Origin of the sequence: Anditalea andensis (assembly GCF_000714815.1) — a bacterium.
GTDB lineage: Bacteria > Bacteroidota > Bacteroidia > Cytophagales > Cyclobacteriaceae > Anditalea > Anditalea andensis.
This window is the reverse complement of the sequence record NZ_JMIH01000023.1, coordinates 39,100-59,332: the sequence shown is the minus strand read 5'-3', so window position 1 is coordinate 59,332 and position 20,233 is coordinate 39,100. Positions and strand designations below refer to the sequence as shown.

At 38.0% G+C, this 20,233-nt stretch carries 21 protein-coding genes and 1 tRNA gene; 14 read left to right on the top strand and 8 right to left on the bottom strand.

Annotation, left to right across the window (positions count from 1 at the left end; genetic code table 11):
* Nucleotides 1–100: 100 nt before the first annotated feature.
* Nucleotides 101–177, top strand: a tRNA-Ala gene (locus tag EL17_RS14875).
* A 224-nt stretch (nucleotides 178–401) separates the two neighbouring features.
* Here EL17_RS14875 and recR read toward each other — a convergent pair.
* Nucleotides 402–1,022, bottom strand: coding sequence for a recombination mediator RecR (recR, locus tag EL17_RS14870; protein WP_035075737.1), 621 nt, complete (start codon nucleotides 1,020–1,022; stop codon nucleotides 402–404).
* A 14-nt stretch (nucleotides 1,023–1,036) separates the two neighbouring features.
* Complete coding sequence (locus EL17_RS14865; protein WP_035075734.1) at nucleotides 1,037–1,324, bottom strand: ATP-dependent Clp protease adaptor ClpS; 288 nt, start codon at nucleotides 1,322–1,324, stop codon at nucleotides 1,037–1,039.
* Between the two features lie 160 nt (nucleotides 1,325–1,484).
* Here EL17_RS14865 and EL17_RS14860 point away from each other — a divergent pair, with 160 nt between their 5' ends.
* Nucleotides 1,485–2,939 carry a sodium:solute symporter gene (locus EL17_RS14860; protein WP_035075730.1) on the top strand — a complete coding sequence of 485 codons (1,455 nt, stop codon included), beginning with the start codon at nucleotides 1,485–1,487 and terminating at the stop codon, nucleotides 2,937–2,939.
* Here the strand turns inward: EL17_RS14860 and EL17_RS14855 are convergent.
* From EL17_RS14855 to EL17_RS14845, 3 genes are all read right to left on the bottom strand, one after another.
* Complete coding sequence (locus EL17_RS14855; protein ID WP_035075727.1) at nucleotides 2,936–3,301, bottom strand: helix-turn-helix domain-containing protein; 366 nt, start codon at nucleotides 3,299–3,301, stop codon at nucleotides 2,936–2,938. The genes EL17_RS14860 and EL17_RS14855 overlap by 4 nt on opposite strands.
* A gap of 179 nt (nucleotides 3,302–3,480) precedes the next feature.
* Nucleotides 3,481–3,819 (bottom strand): MGMT family protein, encoded by a 339-nt coding sequence (locus tag EL17_RS14850; RefSeq protein ID WP_035075724.1) that lies wholly within the window; start codon nucleotides 3,817–3,819, stop codon nucleotides 3,481–3,483.
* Nucleotides 3,806–4,684, bottom strand: coding sequence for a mechanosensitive ion channel family protein (locus EL17_RS14845; RefSeq protein ID WP_035075712.1), 879 nt, complete (start codon nucleotides 4,682–4,684; stop codon nucleotides 3,806–3,808). The genes EL17_RS14850 and EL17_RS14845 overlap by 14 nt, the downstream gene beginning before the upstream one ends.
* A gap of 111 nt (nucleotides 4,685–4,795) precedes the next feature.
* Between EL17_RS14845 and EL17_RS14840 the strand changes: the two genes are divergently transcribed.
* From EL17_RS14840 to EL17_RS14825, 4 genes are all read left to right on the top strand, one after another.
* Nucleotides 4,796–5,473, top strand: coding sequence for an SDR family NAD(P)-dependent oxidoreductase (locus tag EL17_RS14840; RefSeq protein WP_035075709.1), 678 nt, complete (start codon nucleotides 4,796–4,798; stop codon nucleotides 5,471–5,473).
* Nucleotides 5,474–5,512: 39 nt separating this feature from the next.
* A complete protein-coding gene (locus EL17_RS14835; RefSeq protein WP_051720020.1) occupies nucleotides 5,513–6,202 on the top strand; it encodes a head GIN domain-containing protein in 690 nt (229 codons plus the stop codon).
* On the top strand, nucleotides 6,202–6,663 hold the full coding sequence (locus tag EL17_RS14830) for a nuclear transport factor 2 family protein (RefSeq protein ID WP_035075707.1): 462 nt from the start codon (nucleotides 6,202–6,204) through the stop codon (nucleotides 6,661–6,663). The genes EL17_RS14835 and EL17_RS14830 overlap by 1 nt, the downstream gene beginning before the upstream one ends.
* A 278-nt stretch (nucleotides 6,664–6,941) precedes the next feature.
* The gene (locus EL17_RS14825) at nucleotides 6,942–7,358 is read left to right on the top strand and encodes a hypothetical protein (RefSeq protein WP_051720019.1); all 417 of its coding nucleotides are present in this window, start codon (nucleotides 6,942–6,944) and stop codon (nucleotides 7,356–7,358) included.
* Nucleotides 7,359–7,392: 34 nt separating this feature from the next.
* Here the strand turns inward: EL17_RS14825 and EL17_RS14820 are convergent, their stop codons facing one another.
* Together EL17_RS14820 and EL17_RS14815 are read right to left on the bottom strand one after the other, a co-directional pair.
* Nucleotides 7,393–9,156 carry a M56 family metallopeptidase gene (locus EL17_RS14820; RefSeq protein WP_035075705.1) on the bottom strand — a complete coding sequence of 588 codons (1,764 nt, stop codon included), beginning with the start codon at nucleotides 9,154–9,156 and terminating at the stop codon, nucleotides 7,393–7,395.
* Nucleotides 9,156–9,527 carry a BlaI/MecI/CopY family transcriptional regulator gene (locus tag EL17_RS14815; protein ID WP_035075702.1) on the bottom strand — a complete coding sequence of 124 codons (372 nt, stop codon included), beginning with the start codon at nucleotides 9,525–9,527 and terminating at the stop codon, nucleotides 9,156–9,158. The genes EL17_RS14820 and EL17_RS14815 overlap by 1 nt, the downstream gene beginning before the upstream one ends.
* Nucleotides 9,528–9,838: 311 nt before the next feature.
* Here EL17_RS14815 and EL17_RS14810 point away from each other — a divergent pair, with 311 nt between their 5' ends.
* From EL17_RS14810 to EL17_RS14800, 3 genes are all read left to right on the top strand, one after another.
* On the top strand, nucleotides 9,839–10,606 hold the full coding sequence (locus EL17_RS14810) for an NRDE family protein (protein WP_316932668.1): 768 nt from the start codon (nucleotides 9,839–9,841) through the stop codon (nucleotides 10,604–10,606).
* A 24-nt stretch (nucleotides 10,607–10,630) separates the two neighbouring features.
* Nucleotides 10,631–11,599, top strand: coding sequence for a YpdA family putative bacillithiol disulfide reductase (locus EL17_RS14805; protein ID WP_035075696.1), 969 nt, complete (start codon nucleotides 10,631–10,633; stop codon nucleotides 11,597–11,599).
* Nucleotides 11,600–11,759: 160 nt separating this feature from the next.
* A complete protein-coding gene (locus EL17_RS14800) occupies nucleotides 11,760–12,854 on the top strand; it encodes an alkene reductase (RefSeq protein WP_035075692.1) in 1,095 nt (364 codons plus the stop codon).
* Between the two features lie 143 nt (nucleotides 12,855–12,997).
* Here EL17_RS14800 and ade read toward each other — a convergent pair whose 3' ends face one another.
* Nucleotides 12,998–14,632, bottom strand: a complete 1,635-nt coding sequence (gene ade / locus EL17_RS14795; protein ID WP_035075690.1) for an adenine deaminase — start codon at nucleotides 14,630–14,632, stop codon at nucleotides 12,998–13,000.
* Nucleotides 14,633–15,106: 474 nt separating this feature from the next.
* Here ade and cmk point away from each other — a divergent pair, with 474 nt between their 5' ends.
* From cmk to nqrC, 5 genes are all read left to right on the top strand, one after another.
* The gene (cmk, locus tag EL17_RS14785; protein ID WP_035075686.1) at nucleotides 15,107–15,817 is read left to right on the top strand and encodes a (d)CMP kinase; all 711 of its coding nucleotides are present in this window, start codon (nucleotides 15,107–15,109) and stop codon (nucleotides 15,815–15,817) included.
* On the top strand, nucleotides 15,798–16,700 hold the full coding sequence (locus EL17_RS14780; protein ID WP_035075682.1) for a 4-hydroxy-3-methylbut-2-enyl diphosphate reductase: 903 nt from the start codon (nucleotides 15,798–15,800) through the stop codon (nucleotides 16,698–16,700). The genes cmk and EL17_RS14780 overlap by 20 nt, the downstream gene beginning before the upstream one ends.
* Before the next feature lie 132 nt (nucleotides 16,701–16,832).
* The gene (locus tag EL17_RS14775) at nucleotides 16,833–18,227 is read left to right on the top strand and encodes a Na(+)-translocating NADH-quinone reductase subunit A (RefSeq protein ID WP_035075679.1); all 1,395 of its coding nucleotides are present in this window, start codon (nucleotides 16,833–16,835) and stop codon (nucleotides 18,225–18,227) included.
* 6 nt (nucleotides 18,228–18,233) lie between these two features.
* Entirely contained in the window at nucleotides 18,234–19,436 is a 1,203-nt protein-coding gene (locus EL17_RS14770) for an NADH:ubiquinone reductase (Na(+)-transporting) subunit B (RefSeq protein WP_035075677.1), read from the top strand.
* Nucleotides 19,423–20,214: an NADH:ubiquinone reductase (Na(+)-transporting) subunit C gene (gene nqrC, locus EL17_RS14765; RefSeq protein ID WP_051720018.1), complete on the top strand. Its 792-nt coding sequence runs from the start codon at nucleotides 19,423–19,425 to the stop codon at nucleotides 20,212–20,214. The genes EL17_RS14770 and nqrC overlap by 14 nt, the downstream gene beginning before the upstream one ends.
* The last annotated feature ends 19 nt before the right edge of the window (nucleotides 20,215–20,233 follow it).

Sequence of the window (20,233 nt, the reverse complement as noted above, 5' to 3'; positions counted from 1 at the left end):
GTGTTAGTTTTCGGACCCCTCCAAGTACTTATTTATTTAATGCTAATTTGGGGATTCTATTTGTGAATTACAATATCGTCCCTATATTTGCGCTCGTAATGGGGGATTAGCTCAGTTGGCTAGAGCGCTACACTGGCAGTGTAGAGGTCATCGGTTCGAATCCGTTATCCTCCACCAAACCTGCTTGAAAAAGCAGGTTTTTTTATGATTTTTAGGTTATTCTAATGTTATTATTAAAACTAGAATTTAATTAACTTACCTGTTTGCAGGGATCTGGTATACAAAAAATATATTTTGGAAGAGTGTGCAACCTGTTTATTGACTTCATAACCGCACTTAAAATCAGGGTAAGAAAAAAATAAATTCAATTTGGAAACATTGTAACATTTAAGTGCAATAGACTATTCAGCATTGTAGCTTATCCTGGTTAGAATGCTTCTTCCTAGTGTGACTTCGTCGGTAAACTCCAGTTCTCCTCCTATAGGTATTCCCCTTGAAATGGTGCTTACCTTTATCCCCCTTTCATTTAACTTACGTGTAATAAAAAAAGAGGTAGTATCGCCTTCCATAGTAGCGCTCAGTGCCAGAATTACTTCCTGAACTTTATCATCGGCAGCCGCCGTATCTATGCGGTGCAGTAGGGAGTCTATCTTTAGTTCATCAGGCCCTATTCCCTGAATCGGGGAGATCACTCCACCTAAAACATGGTATAATCCATTGTATTGGGCAGTATTTTCTATTGCCAAAACATCGGGTATATCTTCCACTATACAGATCAGGCTTTTGTCCCTTCTGTGGCTGCTGCATATAGAACATATTTCTTGGTCAGAAATATTATGGCATATAATACAATAACGTACCTCAGTCCTCAATTTTACTATAGCATGGGAAAGAGATTGAGAAGAGGATTCTGGCTGTTTTAGAAGATGCAAAGTGAGCCTTAAAGCGGTTTTTTTACCAATACCGGGAAGTCGGCTGATCTCGTTAACCGCATCCTCAATTAATTTGGATGGAAAATTCACAGAGAGGGGTCTGATTAAACTATGGCTGCCTGTATTCCTGCGTCCAATATAGATTCACACATAGGCTTTAGCTGGGCTCTGCTACCTTTTTTTACCGCACACTTTCCTTTGTAGTGGATAATTAGGGTACACTGTTCTGCTTGTTCTGCGGTATGCTTGCAAACTTTGATCAATATTTTAGAAACATGGTCAAAGGTATTTACATCATCATTGAACACTACCAGATCATAGGCTTCGGTATCAATTTCTTCCTCTAACAATAATTCTAATTCCTGGTCGTACGTTTTTTCAAATGGTTTCATAGTTCTATACTTTTTTTCAAATCGTGTCGGACATATATCAAAAGATATTTTTTCCAACTTGCCATATGAGTAATACGCATATTTTTATACGTCGATCATATAATTACTTTGCAAAGTTAATAATTATAGACAACTTTATCGCGCTTTACATTAATACAATATGGATTCCAATTTAGTTTTAATAATTATAACTTCTTACTTTTTATTGTTGTTTTTGATTTCTTATCTCACTAGTAGAAATGTGTCTGCTGATACATTTTTTACAGGAGATAGGCAGTCACCTTGGTTTCTGGTTGCTTTTGGTATGATAGGCGCTTCATTGTCAGGAGTGACATTTATATCTGTGCCTGGAGAAGTTGGGAATACATATTTTCACTATTTTCAGGTGGTAATGGGATATACTTTAGGCTATACTGTGATAGCTTTGGTGCTTTTGCCATTGTATTATAAGTTGAATCTGGTGTCCATTTATGCTTATTTGGAAGCGCGCTTTGGATTTTGGTCATATAAATCCGGGGCTTTCTTTTTTATTTTGTCCCGTACTTTAGGTTCTTCTATCAGGGTGTTTCTTGTCGCTGGAGTTTTGCAGCTGATATTGTTTGATCATTGGGGTGTTCCGTTTTGGGTATCCGTATTGATTACTGTATCTTTAATTTGGCTATATACCCACAAAGGAGGAATCAAAACCGTGGTTTGGACTGATACACTTCAAACGTTTTTTATGCTTTCAGCTATAGGGGTAAGCATATATCTGATTGCCAAAGATCTAAATATCATTGGGGTGGGAGACTTGGTTAATGCTGTTAGGGAGGATCATCGCTCTGAGATTTTCAACTGGGACTGGCAATCAGGCACTAATTTTTATAAGCAATTCCTTTCCGGGGCCTTTATAACTATAGTAATGACAGGTTTGGATCAAGATATGATGCAAAAAAACCTTACTTGTAAAAATCTGGGTGAAGCCCAAAAAAATATGTTTTGGTTCACCATAATCCTTGTCTTCGTGAATCTAATGATACTTGTTCTTGGTGTTTTACTTTATCTGTATTCTGAAGCACATGGTATAGAAATGCCGTTACGTTCGGATGATCTTTACCCTTTTCTGGCCACCCAGCACTTTACCGCCTTTGTAGGAATTGTCTTTGTCTTAGGCATTACAGCTGCAGCGTATTCAAGTGCTGATTCTACGCTCACTGCACTGACGACTTCTTTTTGTTATGATTTTTTAGAAATTGAAAAAAGGTATGTTAAGGAAAAGCAATCAGCAGTAAGAAAAAGGGTGCACCTGTTTTTTACGGCGGTGATGTTTCTCGTCATTTTGATGTTTAGATGGATCAATGACCAAAGTGTAATAAATGCAGTTTTTATCATTGCAGGATATACATATGGACCGCTTTTGGGGCTTTATTCATTTGGCCTTTTTACTAAATGGAACGTTAAGGATAAGTGGGTTCCGTTTATAGCAGTGGCTGCCCCTATAGCGGCCTTTATCATCAGCCAAAATTCAGAATCGTGGTTTAACGGTTATAAATTTGGATTTGAAATATTAATACTGAATGGCATGATCATGTTTGCTGGATTACTGGCCATTAGAAGGAAAGATGTTATCAGCTAAAATTCATCTTTGGTAATCAATTCATTTATCTTTTTCAGTCGTTTTATATTATTTTCAAGTTTTTCTGGACTGCCATCCAGCTCTACCAGCACCGAAAGGTATTTACCGTTAGAAGTTGTATTTTCTGAAGCTCCGGATATGGTGGGAGAAACCGTGATGAGCTCCTGCACATCCACTTGATACAGATCGGCCAATTTTATGGCGTCTTCCATTTTCAGGTTGGATCTGCCCTGTTCATATCGTGAATAAGCCGTATAATCTTTTTTACCTAAAAATTCTGCTATATATTCTTGGGTATAGCCTCTCAATACCCTGTGTTTGCGTAGATTTTCCGCTATATGACTTTTTAGTTTTTTTTCCATTATAGTGTATCTTAAAGAGTTGCAGTTAAATAAATGAATTTAACAAAAATCATACTTAAAATATGAATTTAAAACATATAATTACTAAATCTTTGTAATAGATGTAAGTTATTGGTAAAAGTGGATAAATATAATGAATTATATGTAAAAAAAATCTAATAAATGGTAAATATTCAAGATCACATATCACCTATGTGGCATGGGTCCCAAAATCGTTTCTTAAAATCTACAATTTGATCATCCTGCACAGCTATGCCGTCCAGTTCTAGCCTCTTTTGCATTTCATCTGGATCGTCAAAATGATGTTTTCCTGTCAGCACTCCATTACGGTTCACTACCCGGTGCGCGGGTAGACCTGACATGGAATGGGATGCATTCATAGCATATCCTACCATACGTGCGCCACTTTTAATGCCCAGACTGTTGGCTATAGCCCCATAAGTTGTCACTTTCCCTTTTGGAATCTGATCTACAATTTGATAAATCAGATCATATAAATTTTCTTTATTGTGCTTCACCTGCTAAGTCTATTATGGCTTGATTGATTTTTCTTTTGATGTCGCGTTCTATTTGTTTTTCAGAGGCGTTTAGCAAAAACTGACATTTAACTTTCACAGCGTCTTTATGGATATATATGGTTTTCATGCTGAAGCTGTTTTCGGTAATGTACGCTTCATTTTCTCGGAGAGCCTCCTTCAGAAAGCTTTCTACCTTATCCAAATTTAACAGATGGATTTTTATTTCAAAATCAAAGGTTAATTTCTTAATGTATTGCCTGCTATGATTTATGACCTGAGAATTTAATACAATATTATTTGGAATCATGATAATATCATCATCTTCATTTAGCAATACCAGGTTTATAAGTGTTACATCCATAATTTTACCTTTTTGATCACCTATCCGTACATTGTCTCCAAGTGCCAGCTGGTCGGAGAACATGATGATCAGGCCATTGATCATATTGGTAATATAGTCTTTGGACAAAAGTGCTATAGCCGCAGCAACTATCGTGATACTGGTGAAAAAATTCACGGGATCAATGTTTACTAAAAGCATAATTGCAATTATGGTAATTATACCCATAAGGATACTCGCTATTCTATTGATGCCCAATACAAAATTGCTATGTAACATATTTATGCCTTTTCTTCTGAGATAAAAGCGGACAATGAACATTCTGCCTAAAGAAATGATGATATTGCTGCCAAGAAAAAATATGGCAGTTTTTATAATCCTGATGATCAATTCAGGCATTTCATTTAACCTGTTGAAAAAAAATGTTTCAAACACTAACAAAAAAATAAATACGAGAAGCTTTATAATAAAAACTGCCCTTTTATGATTTTCTTTAACCTGAATCTGGGTTTTTTCGTTATTCATAGAGTTTCAAGAAATAAATCTTAATTTTAAATCTTATTCGGAAATGACACATTCAGAACAGGGTCTGTACTGAATGCTTTTTTAGAATACAAACATAATACAATCTTACTTATGGATAGGAATATCATAGTCTCCGGTGCAGCCGGTAATTTAGGAAAAGCAGTAGTAGAAAAATTTAAACGTGAAGGCTTTAAGGTCATAGCCACTATTGAGCCAGATAGTGGACAAGAAGTGGAAGAAGCAGACGATGTATATGAAGTTGATGTAACGGATGAAAACCGGGTAGCTGAGTTCTGTAAAGAGATGAGCATGCAATACGGGGATATCCATACAGTAGCCATGCTGGTAGGGGGGTATGCAGGTACTACCATAGAGGAAAGTAAAGCATCAGATATAGCTAGAATGATCCAATTAAACTTTTTTAGTGCTTTTAATATGGTGAAAAATTTTCTTCCAAGTATGAAAAAGATCAATAAAGGTAACTTTCTCTTTGTGGGGGCGAGGCCTGCCTTACATCCGGAAGACGGAAAAAACGTAGCTGCTTATGCGTTGAGCAAAGGATTAGTGGTCCAGCTGGCGGATCTGGTAGCACAAGAGTGCAAGGAAACCAAAATCAGGTCCCATTTATTTGTGCCCAGTATAATGGATACCCCTGAAAATAGAAAAGCGATGCCTGAGGGGGATTTTGCCGAGTGGGTCAATACTGCAGATGTAGCAGAGGCTATGCATTATGCGGCCACTAATTCTTCATTGAGAAATATGACGTTCAAATTATACGGAGGAGTTTAATTAATAATTTTGAGATGTTTAATTAATAATTTTATTTATATGATCAGAAATATAACCTATCTAATAGCATTAATAGCCGTACTGGTAGCTCCCCAAGCTTATGGGCAAACCAGCGAAGATACCCGGAAATTATCTGCATTTAATGGCATTAAAATATCTAATGCCATAGAAGCTGAATTTGAAAAAGGTGATAGGCATGAAATACAGATCACCGCTAGTGGTCTGGATGTGGACAAAGTGGAAACTAATATAACTAACCGTCAGCTTGAAATAAAACTGGCAAGGGGAAATTTCAGATCTACGTCAGTCCGAGTTAAAGTTATCTATGTGGATATAGATCAGATAGAAGCTTCTACTAGTTCCAGGGTTTTTTTCAAAGATGTAATCGAATCAAAAACCGTCAAGATTACAGCATCTACGAGCAGTTATGTGGAGGCAAAGGTCAACTGTTCAAACCTTCAGTTGGATGCAGCTTCAAATGCTAAGATATTTATAAATGGAACTGCCGATAACTTAAATATAAGAGCAGTTACCAGTGCAGAAATCAATGCAAAAGATCTTCAGGCTAATACTGCAGATATCGTAGCCAATACTGCTGCTAAAGCTGATATCAGGATCAAAGACTCGATTAAAGGTTCTGCTGCTACAGCCGCCAAGGTGTACTATAGCGGTAACCCCAATATTGTGGATATAAAAACCAGCACAGCGGGTGCTATAGAGCAGCGATAATGGTGAAAAAACTTATTGTTGGCACATTCCTTTTGTTTTCAATTTTACCGCTATATGCCCAACAGCTTCAGGATAAGAATGAGATCCAACAGGTTATTTCTAATCTATTTCAGGGAATGCGGGATAAAGATCAGCAGCTAATCGAAAAATCCTTCCACTCTGAAGCTGTAATGCACACTGCGGCCCAATCGCCTGACGGGACCAAACTGGGATCCAACTCAGTTAATGAATTTATAAACCGTGTCGCTGTAACCCCGCCAGAAACTATTTTGGATGAAAGGATCCAGGATTACCATATACAAGTGGATGGAGATATAGCGTCAGCATGGACACCATATCGATTTTATGTAAATGATGGCTTCAGCCATTGTGGTGTAAATTCTTTTCAATTTATCCGTATAGACGGACAGTGGAAAATCACCTATGTGATAGATACGCGCAGAAAAGATAACTGTAACTAATTATCTCAGTCTTTTAGAAACTAAATATATGATGACCCCTTCAGCGAATACAAAGCCCATAGCAAAAATAATTTGCAGGGTGTCATCTACAATTTGGTTTCTGAAAAGTATAAATATCAGAAAAATGGCAATACCTAAAATGAATCCGTTTTTTATTGACATGTTTTTGGATCAAGAATAATTAAATGCGCTCAAGGGCTTTTTTTAATAGCGATATTTATCCGCAAAAGTAATATAAAAGTGTGAAGGAGTTCAAAATAATTGTACAAAGTACCTTAATGCAAGCTTTGTCGGAGCGCATCGTGGATCTTAAATCTTCTTTAGAAGATCTGAAAGAAGCCGGTCAAAGTGAAACCAAGAGTAGTGCAGGGGATAAATATGAAACAGGCCGGGAAATGATCAAGCAGGAAAGGGAGAAGTATCAGCAGGTTTTGGAAGATTATGAAAAGCAATTGGAAATAGTCAAAAATTTTAAGCCTGATAAAATATTTCTAAAGGCAGTGCCTGGAAGTTTGGTAGTCACAGATAGCATGGTTTTTTATATTTCTGTGGCTTATGGGAAGTTGAAGGCTGGTGATTCAGATGTATTTGCCATCTCTCCAAATGCCCCTGTAGCCCAATTACTTATGGAAAAAGCAGCCGGGGATACCTATGTGTTAAACGGCAAAGTAGCCAAGATCATCTCCATCTGCTGATTTTATATTGCTTTGAATTAAATGTAAAAGGGGATCATCTGTCCCCCTTCTTTATAGTTTTTATTAAAGATTTCTGCATTTCTTCTATTTGCTTTGTATTTTCATTTTGCCATATTTCCATTTTTTGATGAAACTCTTCCATTTTTGGTGTGAACTCTTTTTGCCACTCCTCTATTTTCTTTTCCAGCTCTTTTAATTGAGGAGCTATATCTTTTGCAAAGCTTTCATGTGAATCGAATATTTGAAGCTCTTTTAATTTTATTTTTCCCTGCAGTTCTTCCAGTTTAGGATGATACTTTTGGGTCCATACATGAACTTGAGCTTCCATTTCTTTGCTGTATTTTTCCATTTCCTTAGCGCTCAGTTCTAGCTTCCTTATCATTGCTTTATCTAAAATAGCGGTATCGAACATATAGGGGCGTAAATTCTTGGGGCCATTTACATATAAGGAATTTTCTGAAAGTTTAATAATCATAGTAGAGTCTATCTTGATAGAAGGGAAATTGACTAACATACTATCTTTAAATAAAGTAATTATTGGTTTATTCGGAAGGTGTATGCGCTGTGTGTCTCCATTTATTATGATCATTTTATTTTTGCGGGAAATTATGGAATCAGGTCTGGAGCTTTGGCTGTTTTCTTCCTCATGTATGATATAGACATCTTTCTTAGGAGAGACAATAGTATCAATGAGTTCAGCCGGTAGGTCCAGAAAGGGGGCCTCTATGTAGGAATGATATTCGGTAACAAATGCTTCATTGTCCTGAGTTGCGATATGGTTGGCACCTAACACAACGGTAGCGCTGATGAGGATGGAAAATATCATGGTATAACTGATTAAAGATGGAAATTTTGTTTTTTGATTTTCAAGTCCTAACATACGTTTAATTCTTTTTAATGTGGGGTGCTTTTGAGATCCTGCGCCAAGAGCCATTTCCGGAAGTGGTTCTTGTACATGATTCAGAACTTCTGCCAGGCCATAAGCGAGATCTTTTGGGGCTATTCCCGATTTAATGGCCAGATCGTCGCAGGCATGTTCTCTCTGTTCTCTTACATAATTATTTATCCACCAGAAACAGGGGTGATAAAAGAATATAGCTTCCATAGCAGACTGTATGATGTTGAGTAAATAATCATACCGTTTGATATGAGCTAGTTCATGAGTAATGATAGCCTCAAGTTGTGCAGGGCTCAAATGCAGGATAAGGCTTGCAGGTATGAGTATAACGGGTTTGAATGTCCCAAATGTAATGGGGCCATGTATTGCTTTACTGCTTAGTAATAGGACGTTTCGTTGTATGCCTATTTTTAATTTTTGATTACCTGAAAATTCTAACCATTCTTTTGATAAGCTAATTCTTGCATTTTTTCTGAGATTGTTTATCACTGAAAAGTTACTTCCAAGTCTAAACATAAACAAAACAGCTCCTACCAACCATATATTTACCAGTAGTGGGAGGATATGACCTATTTTATCGGCCCAATACGGTGGATTAAAAGTTTGAGGTGAAAGGAAGATTTGCTCATCGTTTGATAAAAATAGAAATACCGAACTTTCAATTGGGATTGAAGAACTCTCTGTTAAGCAAATTATAAAAGTAATAGTACTTACTGTCAAAATTAAGAGTAGGAAAGCATATCCTAGTCTATATTTGAAAGATGCACTTCTGTCATTAAAGGTCCAAAGCACCAAATACAGCACTAAGCTTATAATAATTATTTGCCAGAAGGAATGGAGCAGGGTCCATCCTATGGCAATTCTATAGGTTTCTGGCAATAGGAAATCTACAAATTCCATTATTTTTCATTTTCTAATTTATCCAAAAAAGCTCTTATTTCTTTTAGTTCCTCTTTAGAAGGATCACCCTGGCCCAAAGCATGCATCACCAATTTTTTGGCAGACCCGCCAAATGCCGTGGTCATAAAATTATTAAGCAAAGATTTTTGGGTTTCCTTTTGGCTGATGGCTGTTGAATAGATATGGCTTCTGTTTTGTTCATCTCTTATGACCAGGCCCTTTGCATACATGATCTGCATGATCTTTAATGTAGTAGTATACCCGGTAGACTTATTGGCTGATAATCTATCATGTATTTCTCTCACACTTGCTTTTCCCATTTCCCATAATATGGATAGTATTTCTAATTCTGATTCGGTAGGTTTATTCATAGTCATATGTACGATTATCTTCGTATAAAGATATACGATGATATTCGTATTTCAAAATTTTATGTTTTTTTTTTTTTGAAAATTTCGTCCTGTTTGCTTTTAGATATATCGAATCTGTGGATCCTTTATTAGAATTACTCATCATGATGGTACAGGAAATGCGTAATCAGATTAAAATTCGAGATTTCAGTATATCCGGTATAAATGGGGCTATTATGGGGACCATCGGTAGGAACGTATAAATTAATTATTACAATAATAAAATATAAATTTACTAGAGCCTTTTTCTATATTTGCGGTATATGTGTTTGATGACGTTTAATTGGTTAGATCATCCTGTTTATAAAATGATCCTGGTAGCTAATAGGGATGAGTTTTTTGATAGGCCTTCCAAGCCTATCCATTATTGGGATTCTGGAATTTATGCCGGCAAAGATCTGAGGGGGGGAGGTACCTGGCTGGGCATACATCCGGACGGTAGATTTGCAGCTATAACTAACTACAGAGATATTAATAACATAAGAAAGGATGCCATAACCCGTGGAAATTTAGTGAAAGATTTTTTAGAAGGCGATGATGATCCTTATACCTATTTGGAACATGTTTTTGCCAATATGCACCAATACGATGGGTTTAATCTGTTGGTAGCTAAAGATGACCGAATGTATTATTTAAGTAATTATGGTAAAGAAATAGTTAAAGTAAATCCTGGTTTTCATACGTTAAGCAATATCCTGATGAATTCAGATTGGCCAAAGGAAAAATTGGGTTTAACTCAATTGGAAGAGAACATTGCTTCAGATAGATTAAAACCAGATGACCTTTTGGCATTACTGAAAAGTGATATCATCCTTCCAGACCATTTACTTCCTGATACAGGAGCCACATTGGAGCAGGAGAGGGCTCTTTCGGCACAGTTTGTCAGATTAGCTGATTATTATGGTACTGTAAATACTACAGCTTTGCTTTGGGGGCATGATGGCACCGTCACCCTCAAAGAGCGAACCTATACTTTAGCAGAGAGTACGGAAGACAATCTCATAAATTTTATCATGAATTCTGTAAACCAGGAACTGTAAGCAAATATTGTTGTTTTTACTTTCATGAAACAACTCGATGTACTGATCATAGGTGGAGGACCTATAGGGATAGCCTGTGGCATAGAAGCTTCAAAAAAAGGGCTTCAATATCTCATTCTTGAAAAAGGGACACTTACCAATTCACTTTTCAATTATCCAGTAAACATGACATTTTTTTCTACATCAGAAAAACTGGAAATGGGCAATGTGCCGTTCATGTCTTTGTCTAATAAGCCTACCCGTACCGAGGCCCTGGAGTATTACCGCAGGGTAGCAGATCATTATGATCTAAATATCCGGCTCTATGAAAAGGTAGAAAAGGTAGTAAAGCAAGAGGATGGATTTGTTATTACTTCATCCAAAGCGGATTACTTGACTAAAAATATTGTCATCTCTACTGGATTTTATGATCTCCCAAATCTAATGAATGTGCCTGGAGAAAATCTTCCAAAGGTCAGTCACTACTATAAGGAACCCTGGCCATATGTAGGGCAAAAAATCATAGTAGTAGGTGGGGGTAACTCTGCTGTAGATGTAGCGCTGGAAACCTGGCGCAAAGGTGCAGAAGTGACTATGGTACTAAAGGATGCTTCTGTAGACCGGAGTGTAAAATATTGGGTTTTGCCCGATGTTGAAAACAGAATTAAAGAAGGTTCTATAAAGGTATATTACAATTCATCCATAAAAGATATACGGGAAAAGGAAGTATTCATCCACACACCCGATGGTGAAGTTACTATCGAAAATGATTTTGTACTTGCGATGACAGGGTACAAACCCAATTTTGCCTTACTGGAACAGATCGGCGTAACACTTAATCTGGATGCACACAGCCAGCCGTGTTATGATCAGGCTAACCAGGAAAGTAATGTTAAGGGCGTATATCTGGCAGGGGTAGTTTGTGGAGGGTTAAATACACGCGAATTTTTTATAGAGAATTCAATCTCCCATGCCGTGGCTATAATTGAAGATATCAGTAAAAAGATTTCGTAAAATCTGGATACAGTCTACTGATAACAATTAGTTTTATAAACCATAGCTAAGGTATGATCTGCTAATATGGTGGCTGCTTAAATATTTTATTTGATAGTATTTTGAACTTTCTGACCTATATATATGTATATACATGAAATATACTCTTAAAGGTTAAAACATGAATGAGCAACCACTTTTAGAACCATTAGATCTGGCTGGATTGACCATAAATAATAGGGTGGTAATGGCACCCATGACCCGTAGCAGGGCTGATAACGAACAAAATGTTCCGACAGAATTGCATGTAAAATATTATGTGCAGCGTGCATCCGCTGGGCTGATCATAACTGAAGGCGCGCAGATATCCAAGAAAGCAGTAGGGTATATCAATACTCCCGGAATTCATACTAAGGAACAGGTAGAAGGATGGAAAAAGGTAACCGCTGCAGTCCATGAGCAAGGTGGTAAAATTTTTATTCAGCTTTGGCATGTGGGCCGGATATCCCATCCAGATTTCCACGATGGAGCACTACCATTGGCCCCTTCCGCTATCAATCCTATGTCAAAATCCTTTACTCCTAAAGGTTTTAAAGATACTGTTACGCCAAAAGAAATGTCACTGGAAGAGATTCAGCAAACCATTTTGGATTATCAGACAGCAGCAAAAAATGCCATGGAGGCAGGATTTGATGGCGTGGAAATCCATTCTTCCAATGGGTATCTTTTGCACCAGTTTTTCAGTAGAACTTCTAACGTCAGGACAGATGGATATGGTGGCAATATAGAAAATAGAGCCAGAATACTTTTTGAAGTGATAGATGCCATTAAGGAAGTTGTACCCGAAAACAAAATAGGGCTTCGCCTTAATCCGAGCTTACATGGGATATTTGGCATGACCATGGATGAAGAAACCATCCCTACTTTTGACTATATCATAGAAAAACTTAATGATTACCAGTTGGCTTATCTCCATTTATCCGAACCTTTTAATGATGTTTCGATGATTCCATTTGCTGAACCGCATATTGCTAAAAGGTATAGGCCTGTTTTTAAGGGGAATTTGATCATCAATGCCAACTTTGATCAGGAGAAAGGGAATCAATTTATATTGGAAGGTTTGGCGGACGCTGTAGCATACGGTAAAATCTACGTTTCAAATCCAGATTTAGTAGAAAGGTTTGCTTCAGGAAGTGAACTAGCTGAATATGATACGGATACTTTCTATACGCCAGGGCCCAAAGGTTATACTGACTATCCTTTTATGAATTCATAAATTAATAGAAAAAGGCAGTTAAACTAACTGCCTTTTTCTATTAATTTCTCGCTGTTTTTTTTACGCATTTTTTTTACAGGTTAGATTCTGCTCATTTAAATATAGTGAAGGCATAATTGAGCCTGGTCAGCTGTTTGCTGTTCTTATTGAGGTAAAAATAAATCCACAAATCTAAACGTTTCCCCATTAAACAATCCTTTATCACTAAGCTTTAAATTAGGTATGACAAGCAGCGCCATAAAGCTTAGGGTCATAAATGGACTCTGCAATCCAGATCCCATTTCTTTGGCCATTTTATCTATAGCCGTATAGGTATCTGCCACCTGGTATCCATCGTCGGCAGACATGATACCTCCTACTGGAAGGGCTAAGATTATTTCTTTTTTACCCTTAACTGCAGATACACCACCCTTTGCTTTGATCAAAAGATTTACAGCTTTAGAGATCGACTCATCATCCACCCCTACCGCTATTATATTATGGGAATCATGTCCTACAGATGAGGCAATAGCCCCTTCTTTTAGGCCAAAGTTTTTTATAAATGCTATAGATGGAGCAGCGTCCTCATACCTATTGATGACTGTTATTTTTAAAATATCATCCTTGGGATTTGAAACTGCTAAGCCGTTTTCTATTAAAATTTCACCCTCGACTTCCGGGGTGATCAGTTGCCCGTCCAATGCTTCTATAACCCTGACTTTGGTTCCTTTTGCTTTAAGCTGGAAGTCTCCCGGTTTCTTAAATGTGGCCATGAAATTATTGATGATATTATTTTCCACTGATGGGATCAAAGTTTTTCCATTTTCAGCCACCAGTTCACCATCAATATAAGTCTGTGTTACCTCGAATTGCTCTAGGTCTTTTACCACTATAAAATCTGCAGGATCCCCTATACGGAGCTGGCCTACTTTCATATTATAATGTTCGATAGGGTTAATACAAGCCACTTTCAGTACATTAAATAAATCTTTTCCTTTGGCTATAGCTCTTGCTGCCAGATGATTTACATGACTTACGGCTAAGTTGTCAGGGTGTTTATCATCGGAGCAAAACATGAGCATATCCGAATGATCGTCTATAAGATTTATCAAGGCCTCAAAATTTTTGGCCGCACTGCCTTCCCTTATGGAGATTTTCATCCCATGCTTTAATTTGTCCAAGGCTTCCTCTGCTGTGAAACATTCATGGTCAGTACTGATGCCTGCGGAGATATATTTTTCAGCCATCTCTCCCTTTAATCCTGGAGCATGGCCGTCTACCGGTTTGCCGTATTTTTGTGCTATGGCAATTTTTTCCATGACCAGTGCATCCCGGTTTACTGTGCCAGGCCAGTTCATCATCTCCGCGAGATAGGTAATTTCATCGCGCTGCATTAATTGATGGATATGCGCTGGTGTGATCTCTCCACCGGCAGTTTCAAATGGCGTGGCAGGAACACAAGAAGGTGCGCCGAAGTAAAATTTGAAGGGGACTTTGTTGCCGTTTTCTATCATGTATTCCACTCCCTCCAATCCACATACATTAGCTATTTCATGCGGATCAGAGACAGTAGCTACGGTACCATGTACTACTGCTAACCTTGCAAATTCCGAAGGGACCAGCATGGATGATTCTATATGGACATGAGCATCTATAAATCCGGGCAAAATATAAACTGTAGGTGCTTGATCCATTTTTTCTATGGATTGAATGTGGCCTTTAAAAATAGTGACCTTGGCAGGATATATCTTTCTATTCAAAACATCCACCATTTGACCACTTACAGATAATTCAGACATGCGCATATGTTTTATTAGTACAATGTAAAATTAATAAAGGAAGGCCATATTCTAGGGTAAGTCATCAAATGATTCAATCAATTATGATATATTTATGTTCATATCATTAATCAGACCGCCATGTTTCGAATAGTTTTTTATATAGTATTGCTCTTGGTAGCATTTGGCTTATTGCTATATTCTCTATATCAGATGAATTTTTCTATTGACCCTGACCATCCGGGATTTTTAAGATTGATGGCCCAGGCATTAATTTTCCTAGGTATAGTCGGTGCTTTTATTTCCGTATTAAAATCATATAAAAAAAGGTAAACTCATACCAAAAAGATTAATGAGGCCTTCCCGATCCATTTGGCCTACACTTTCTATCGATTTCCTTTTTGGTAAATATAGATACCTAGCAAACCATTCTTTAAATAAAATCTAATAACCTATATTTGCATGGTATTAAGAGTGACCGGATAAATTTATTTGATGAAAAAAATTGTAATTGCTATTGATGGATATTCGGGATGTGGAAAAAGTACCACGGCCAAGGCTGTGGCCAAAGCTTTAAATTATACCTATATAGATTCCGGTGCTATGTATAGGGCCACTACACTTCATTTTATCAATAGTCTGACCAATATTACTAACCCACGAGAAATCACCAAATCTTTGGACGCTATGAAAATAGAATTTCATAAGAACGAGGTGACAGGTTTCCAAGAAACTTTCCTGAACGGACTAAATGTGGAGAAAACCATTAGGCAGATGGAAGTCTCTGAAAGGGTAAGTGATGTGAGTAAGATAAAGGAAGTCCGTACCGCACTGGTAGCCCAGCAGCACCGCCTCGGAAAGTACAAAGGTGTAGTAATGGATGGTAGGGATATAGGGACAGTAGTTTTTCCTGATGCCGAACTTAAGATTTTTATGACTGCTGATCTGACCATCAGGGCAGAGCGGAGACAACAGGAGCTTTTGGAAAAGGGGGATTTAGTAGAACTGGATAAAATCATTCAAAATTTGGCTGAAAGGGATCGGATTGATTCCAGTAGAGAGATAAGTCCACTGAAAAAGGCAGATGGGGCGATTGAAATTAATACCAGTTACCTTGATTTTGAAGATCAGGTTAATAATATTCTTGAACTGGCTCATAGGCAGATTGGTGATAAACAGATAGAAGATGCAGGTAACCATAGATAAAAATTCCGGCTATTGCTTTGGGGTGGAATTTGCCATTAAAATGGCTGAGGATGAGATGGAGAACGAAAACACCCTGTATTGTTTAGGAGATATAGTTCATAATGATATGGAGGTGAGGAGGCTAAGCCAAAAAGGCTTAGTGGTCATAGACAGGGATCAGCTGAAAACCATCAGTAACTGTAAGGTGCTCATAAGGGCTCATGGAGAGCCACCAGAAACCTATAGAACTGCCATAGAGAATAATATAGAACTTATAGATGCTTCATGTCCGGTAGTTTTGAAGCTTCAGCATAGGGTAAAAACTGCCTTCGATAAAATGGAAAGAGAAGAAGGACAGATAGTCATCTATGGGAAAAAAGGCCACGCTGAAGTGATAGGGCTGACAGGACAGACATTGGAAAATGCAGTGGTGGTGATGGAAGAATCTGATCTGGAGCAGGTAGATTTCACTAGACCCATTACCCTTTTCAGCCAAACTACCAAAAGCACCAAAGGGTTTTATGAATTGAAATCAAAAATTGAATCAAGAATAATCCAGGCAAAGGGCGCTATGGATGAAGTGGATTTTAATGCCAATGATTCTATCTGTAGACAGGTATCCAACAGAGAACCGCAGTTGAAGAGATTTTCTAAAGAAAATGATGTGATTATTTTTGTTTCAGGGAAAAAAAGCAGCAATGGAAAAGCTTTATTCCAAGTTTGTAAAGAACAGAATGAGCGCAGCTATTTCGTGGAAAATGAACAGGAGTTATGCAGAGATTGGTTTACCGGTGCCAACAGTGTGGGTATATGCGGGGCCACATCCACACCCATGTGGCTGATGCAGCAGGTGATGGACCATATCAATTATTGGGAAAAAGAGAATTTAATAGAAACGATTTAAAATCAACATTTCATGATTTTTATTCAGTTCTGAGTAAATGAGTAAATTATCGTACAATTATCTTCTAAAAACTAATGTATTTTATTAGATTTGAGGCGTTTTTAAAAGGACCATATAGTTCAAAATTATAATATGTCAAAAATAGTTAAGCTAAAGAAAGGATTTGATATTAAGCTAGTTGGGAAAGCTGAGAAGCAGCTTACTGATTTCCAGCAGGCCGAAACCTTTGCAATCAAACCTACTGACTTTATAGGAATGCAACGTCCTAAAGTTATTGTAAATGAGGGAGATACGGTAAAGGCTGGTACCCCGATTTTGTTTGATAAAAAACAGGAAAAAGTGCTATATGCTTCTCCGGTTTCTGGACAGGTAGTCGAGATTAAAAGAGGAGAAAGAAGAAAACTTCTGGAAGTCAAGATAAAGGCAGATGCTACTTTTCAGTCCGAACAGTTCAAAAAGTTTTCTGATTCAGATCTGAAAGCGATAAAAAGAGAGGATGCCATCGAGCACATGCTGGCTGGAGGTGTTTGGCCTCAGATCATACAGAGGCCTTTCGGTGTAGTAGCTAACCCTGAAGATGATCCGAAAGCTATTTTTATATCTGGCTTTGATACCCATCCTTTGGCTCCAGACTATGGATATATGCTGAAGGGTAGTGAAAGGTATTTCCAAGCCGGACTTGATGTCCTCAAAAGACTCACTGCGGGCGTAGTTCATTTAAATTTAGATGAAACTTCTGAAATTCCTTCAATATATAGTAATGTCCAAGGGGTGCAGGTCAATAAATTTTCCGGACCCCATCCCGCAGGTAATGTAGGCATTCAGATCCACCATCTTAATCCTATAAATAAAGGGGAAATTGCATGGACTGTCAATCCTTATGGAGTGGCCCAGATTGGGAAACTATTCTTGGAAGGAGTATACGATGCTTCTAAAATAATAGCCATAACAGGGTCAAAAGTAAAGAACCGTACCTATACCAAAACATATATAGGAACCTGTGTAGATAAATTTGTGCTAAACAATGTAGACCTAAGCGATGATTCACATGGGCTACGAGATCCAAAAAAATATAGGGTAGTTTCCGGTAATGCACTTACTGGCGAAAGAATCAGCCCAGACGGGTACTTAGGTTTTTATGACAACCAGATTACAGTATTGCCAGAAGGAGATTACTATGAATTCATGGGCTGGGCTAAAGCTACTTCTGATAAACTGAGTTATCATAGGGCGCTGGGCCTTTTCTCTTTTCTTTCTCCGAAAAAGGAATTTGTATTGGACACCAATGCTAGGGGAGAAGAGCGGGCATTTGTCCAAACTGGGATCTTTGAGAGTGTCACACCGATGGATATATATCCCATCTATCTTCTAAAGGCAATCATGGCGGAAGACTATGATGAAATGGAGGAATTGGGAATCTATGAAGTTATCGAAGAAGATTTGGCACTTTGTGAATTTGTAGACGTGTCCAAACACCCCGTTCAGGATATAGTAAGGAAAGGTATAGAACTAATTCAATATAGTTAATTTAATATGAAGTTTCTACGAGATCTGTTAGACAAACAGAAGCCCCTTTTTCAAAAAGGAGGCAAATTAGAGAACTTGTATTATTTGTACGAAGCAGGGGAAACATTTATGTTTTCTCCTAAACATACAACTAATCCAAGAGGTGCCCAGATTAAGGATGCCATCGATTTGAAAAGAATGATGATCACCGTTGTAGTGGCGATGATCCCATGTTTGTTATTCGGAATCTGGAATACAGGCCATATGCATTATCTTGCGGTGGGCGAAGCTGCTGATTTTGGTGATAAATTTTTATTGGGAGCTATTCTCGTTCTACCTATAGTATTGGTAGCCTATACAGCCGGCGGCATAGTAGAAGCAGTCTTTGCTGTAGTGAGAAAACACCCTATCAATGAGGGTTTTCTAGTAACAGGGATGTTGATTCCTTTGATTGTTCCCGCTACTATTCCACTTTGGCAGGTTGCCCTGGCTACAGTCTTTGCGGTGGTAATAGCCAAAGAAGTATTTGGAGGCACTGGGATGAATATTCTTAATGTGGCCATGACGGCAAGAGCATTCTTATACTTCGCCTATCCTATGCAGATATCAGGTGATGAAGTATGGATCTATTTGGGGGATAAAATGCCCGTTGACGGTTTTTCAGGAGCTACAGCATTAAATGTGGCTTATTTGGCAGGGCAGGAAGCACAGTCAGTCACTGCGGCTTTCTATAGTCATAACAATGTGGTGACAGATAATTTCCTTAGCTTTACCAACTCCTTCCTTGGTTTCATACCAGGCTCTATAGGAGAGACTTCTACTTTGATGGCCCTTATAGGTGCTGCCATATTAATCGTAACCGGTGTCGCTAGCTGGAAAATTATATTCAGTGCATTTGGAGGAGCCTATATTATGGGTCTAATCATGGAATTATTGGCAGTAAATACTTATATGGCCATGCCTGCTCATTATCACTTGGTGATAGGGGGTCTAGCTTTTGGTATAGTGTTTATGGCTACAGATCCTGTATCTGCATCGCAGACGGAAACTGGCAAATGGATCTATGGATCATTAATTGGTATATTGACGGTGATCATACGTGTTACGAACCCTGCTTATCCTGAGGGGATCATGTTGGCAGTGTTGTTTATGAACGTATTTGCACCACTTATAGATCATTATGTTTTAAAAGCAAACAAGAAAAGGAGGTTACAACGTGCAACAGTCTAACGCATATATTATAACATTTTCTGTAATCCTAACGGTAATATTGGGATTTTTACTGTCAGGAACATCAGAATTATTAGGTCCTATCCAGCAAAAAGCGATAGAACTGGATACGAAGAAACAAATCCTGGGGGCAGTAATGCCAGCTGAGGAATTGGACAGAATGGAAGCAGATGCTGTAATTGATTTCTATGAAAGACGGATTTCCTCCAAAGTGGTAAATATCGAAGGTGAGGAAGTGGAGCAGGATACTGACGGGAATGCTTTGATAGCTGAAAATGTCAGTATAGCAAGAAATTTCAAAAGGAGTCCAGAAGATAGGTTATATCCTGTATTTATCTTTCATGCAGAAGGTAATGAATCAGAAGTAGAGTCTTATATACTACCTGTCTATGGTAACGGACTTTGGGATGAAATTTGGGGATATGTAGCTTTACAGACTGATCTTAACACTATAGAAGGAGTTACTTTCTCTCATGCAGGGGAGACACCAGGATTGGGCGCTAGGATAACTTCTGGAGACGTACAGGCTAGGTATCAGGGTAAAGAGATATTTGATGAAGGCGGAAATCTTCAGGCAGTAAGAATGCAAAAAGGTGAAGGAAAAGATTATTCCGGCGAACCTCATAAAGTAGATGGGCTATCTGGAGCTACAATTACTGCGGAAGGAGTAAATAGAATGGTAGAAAGTTATCTGAGCCATTATCAAAATTATTTCTCTAGACAAAGAGAGGGTGGAGATGCCGCTCCCGAGGAACAAGAACCTGTCGCTTTAAATTAATTTGAACGTTTCAATATCA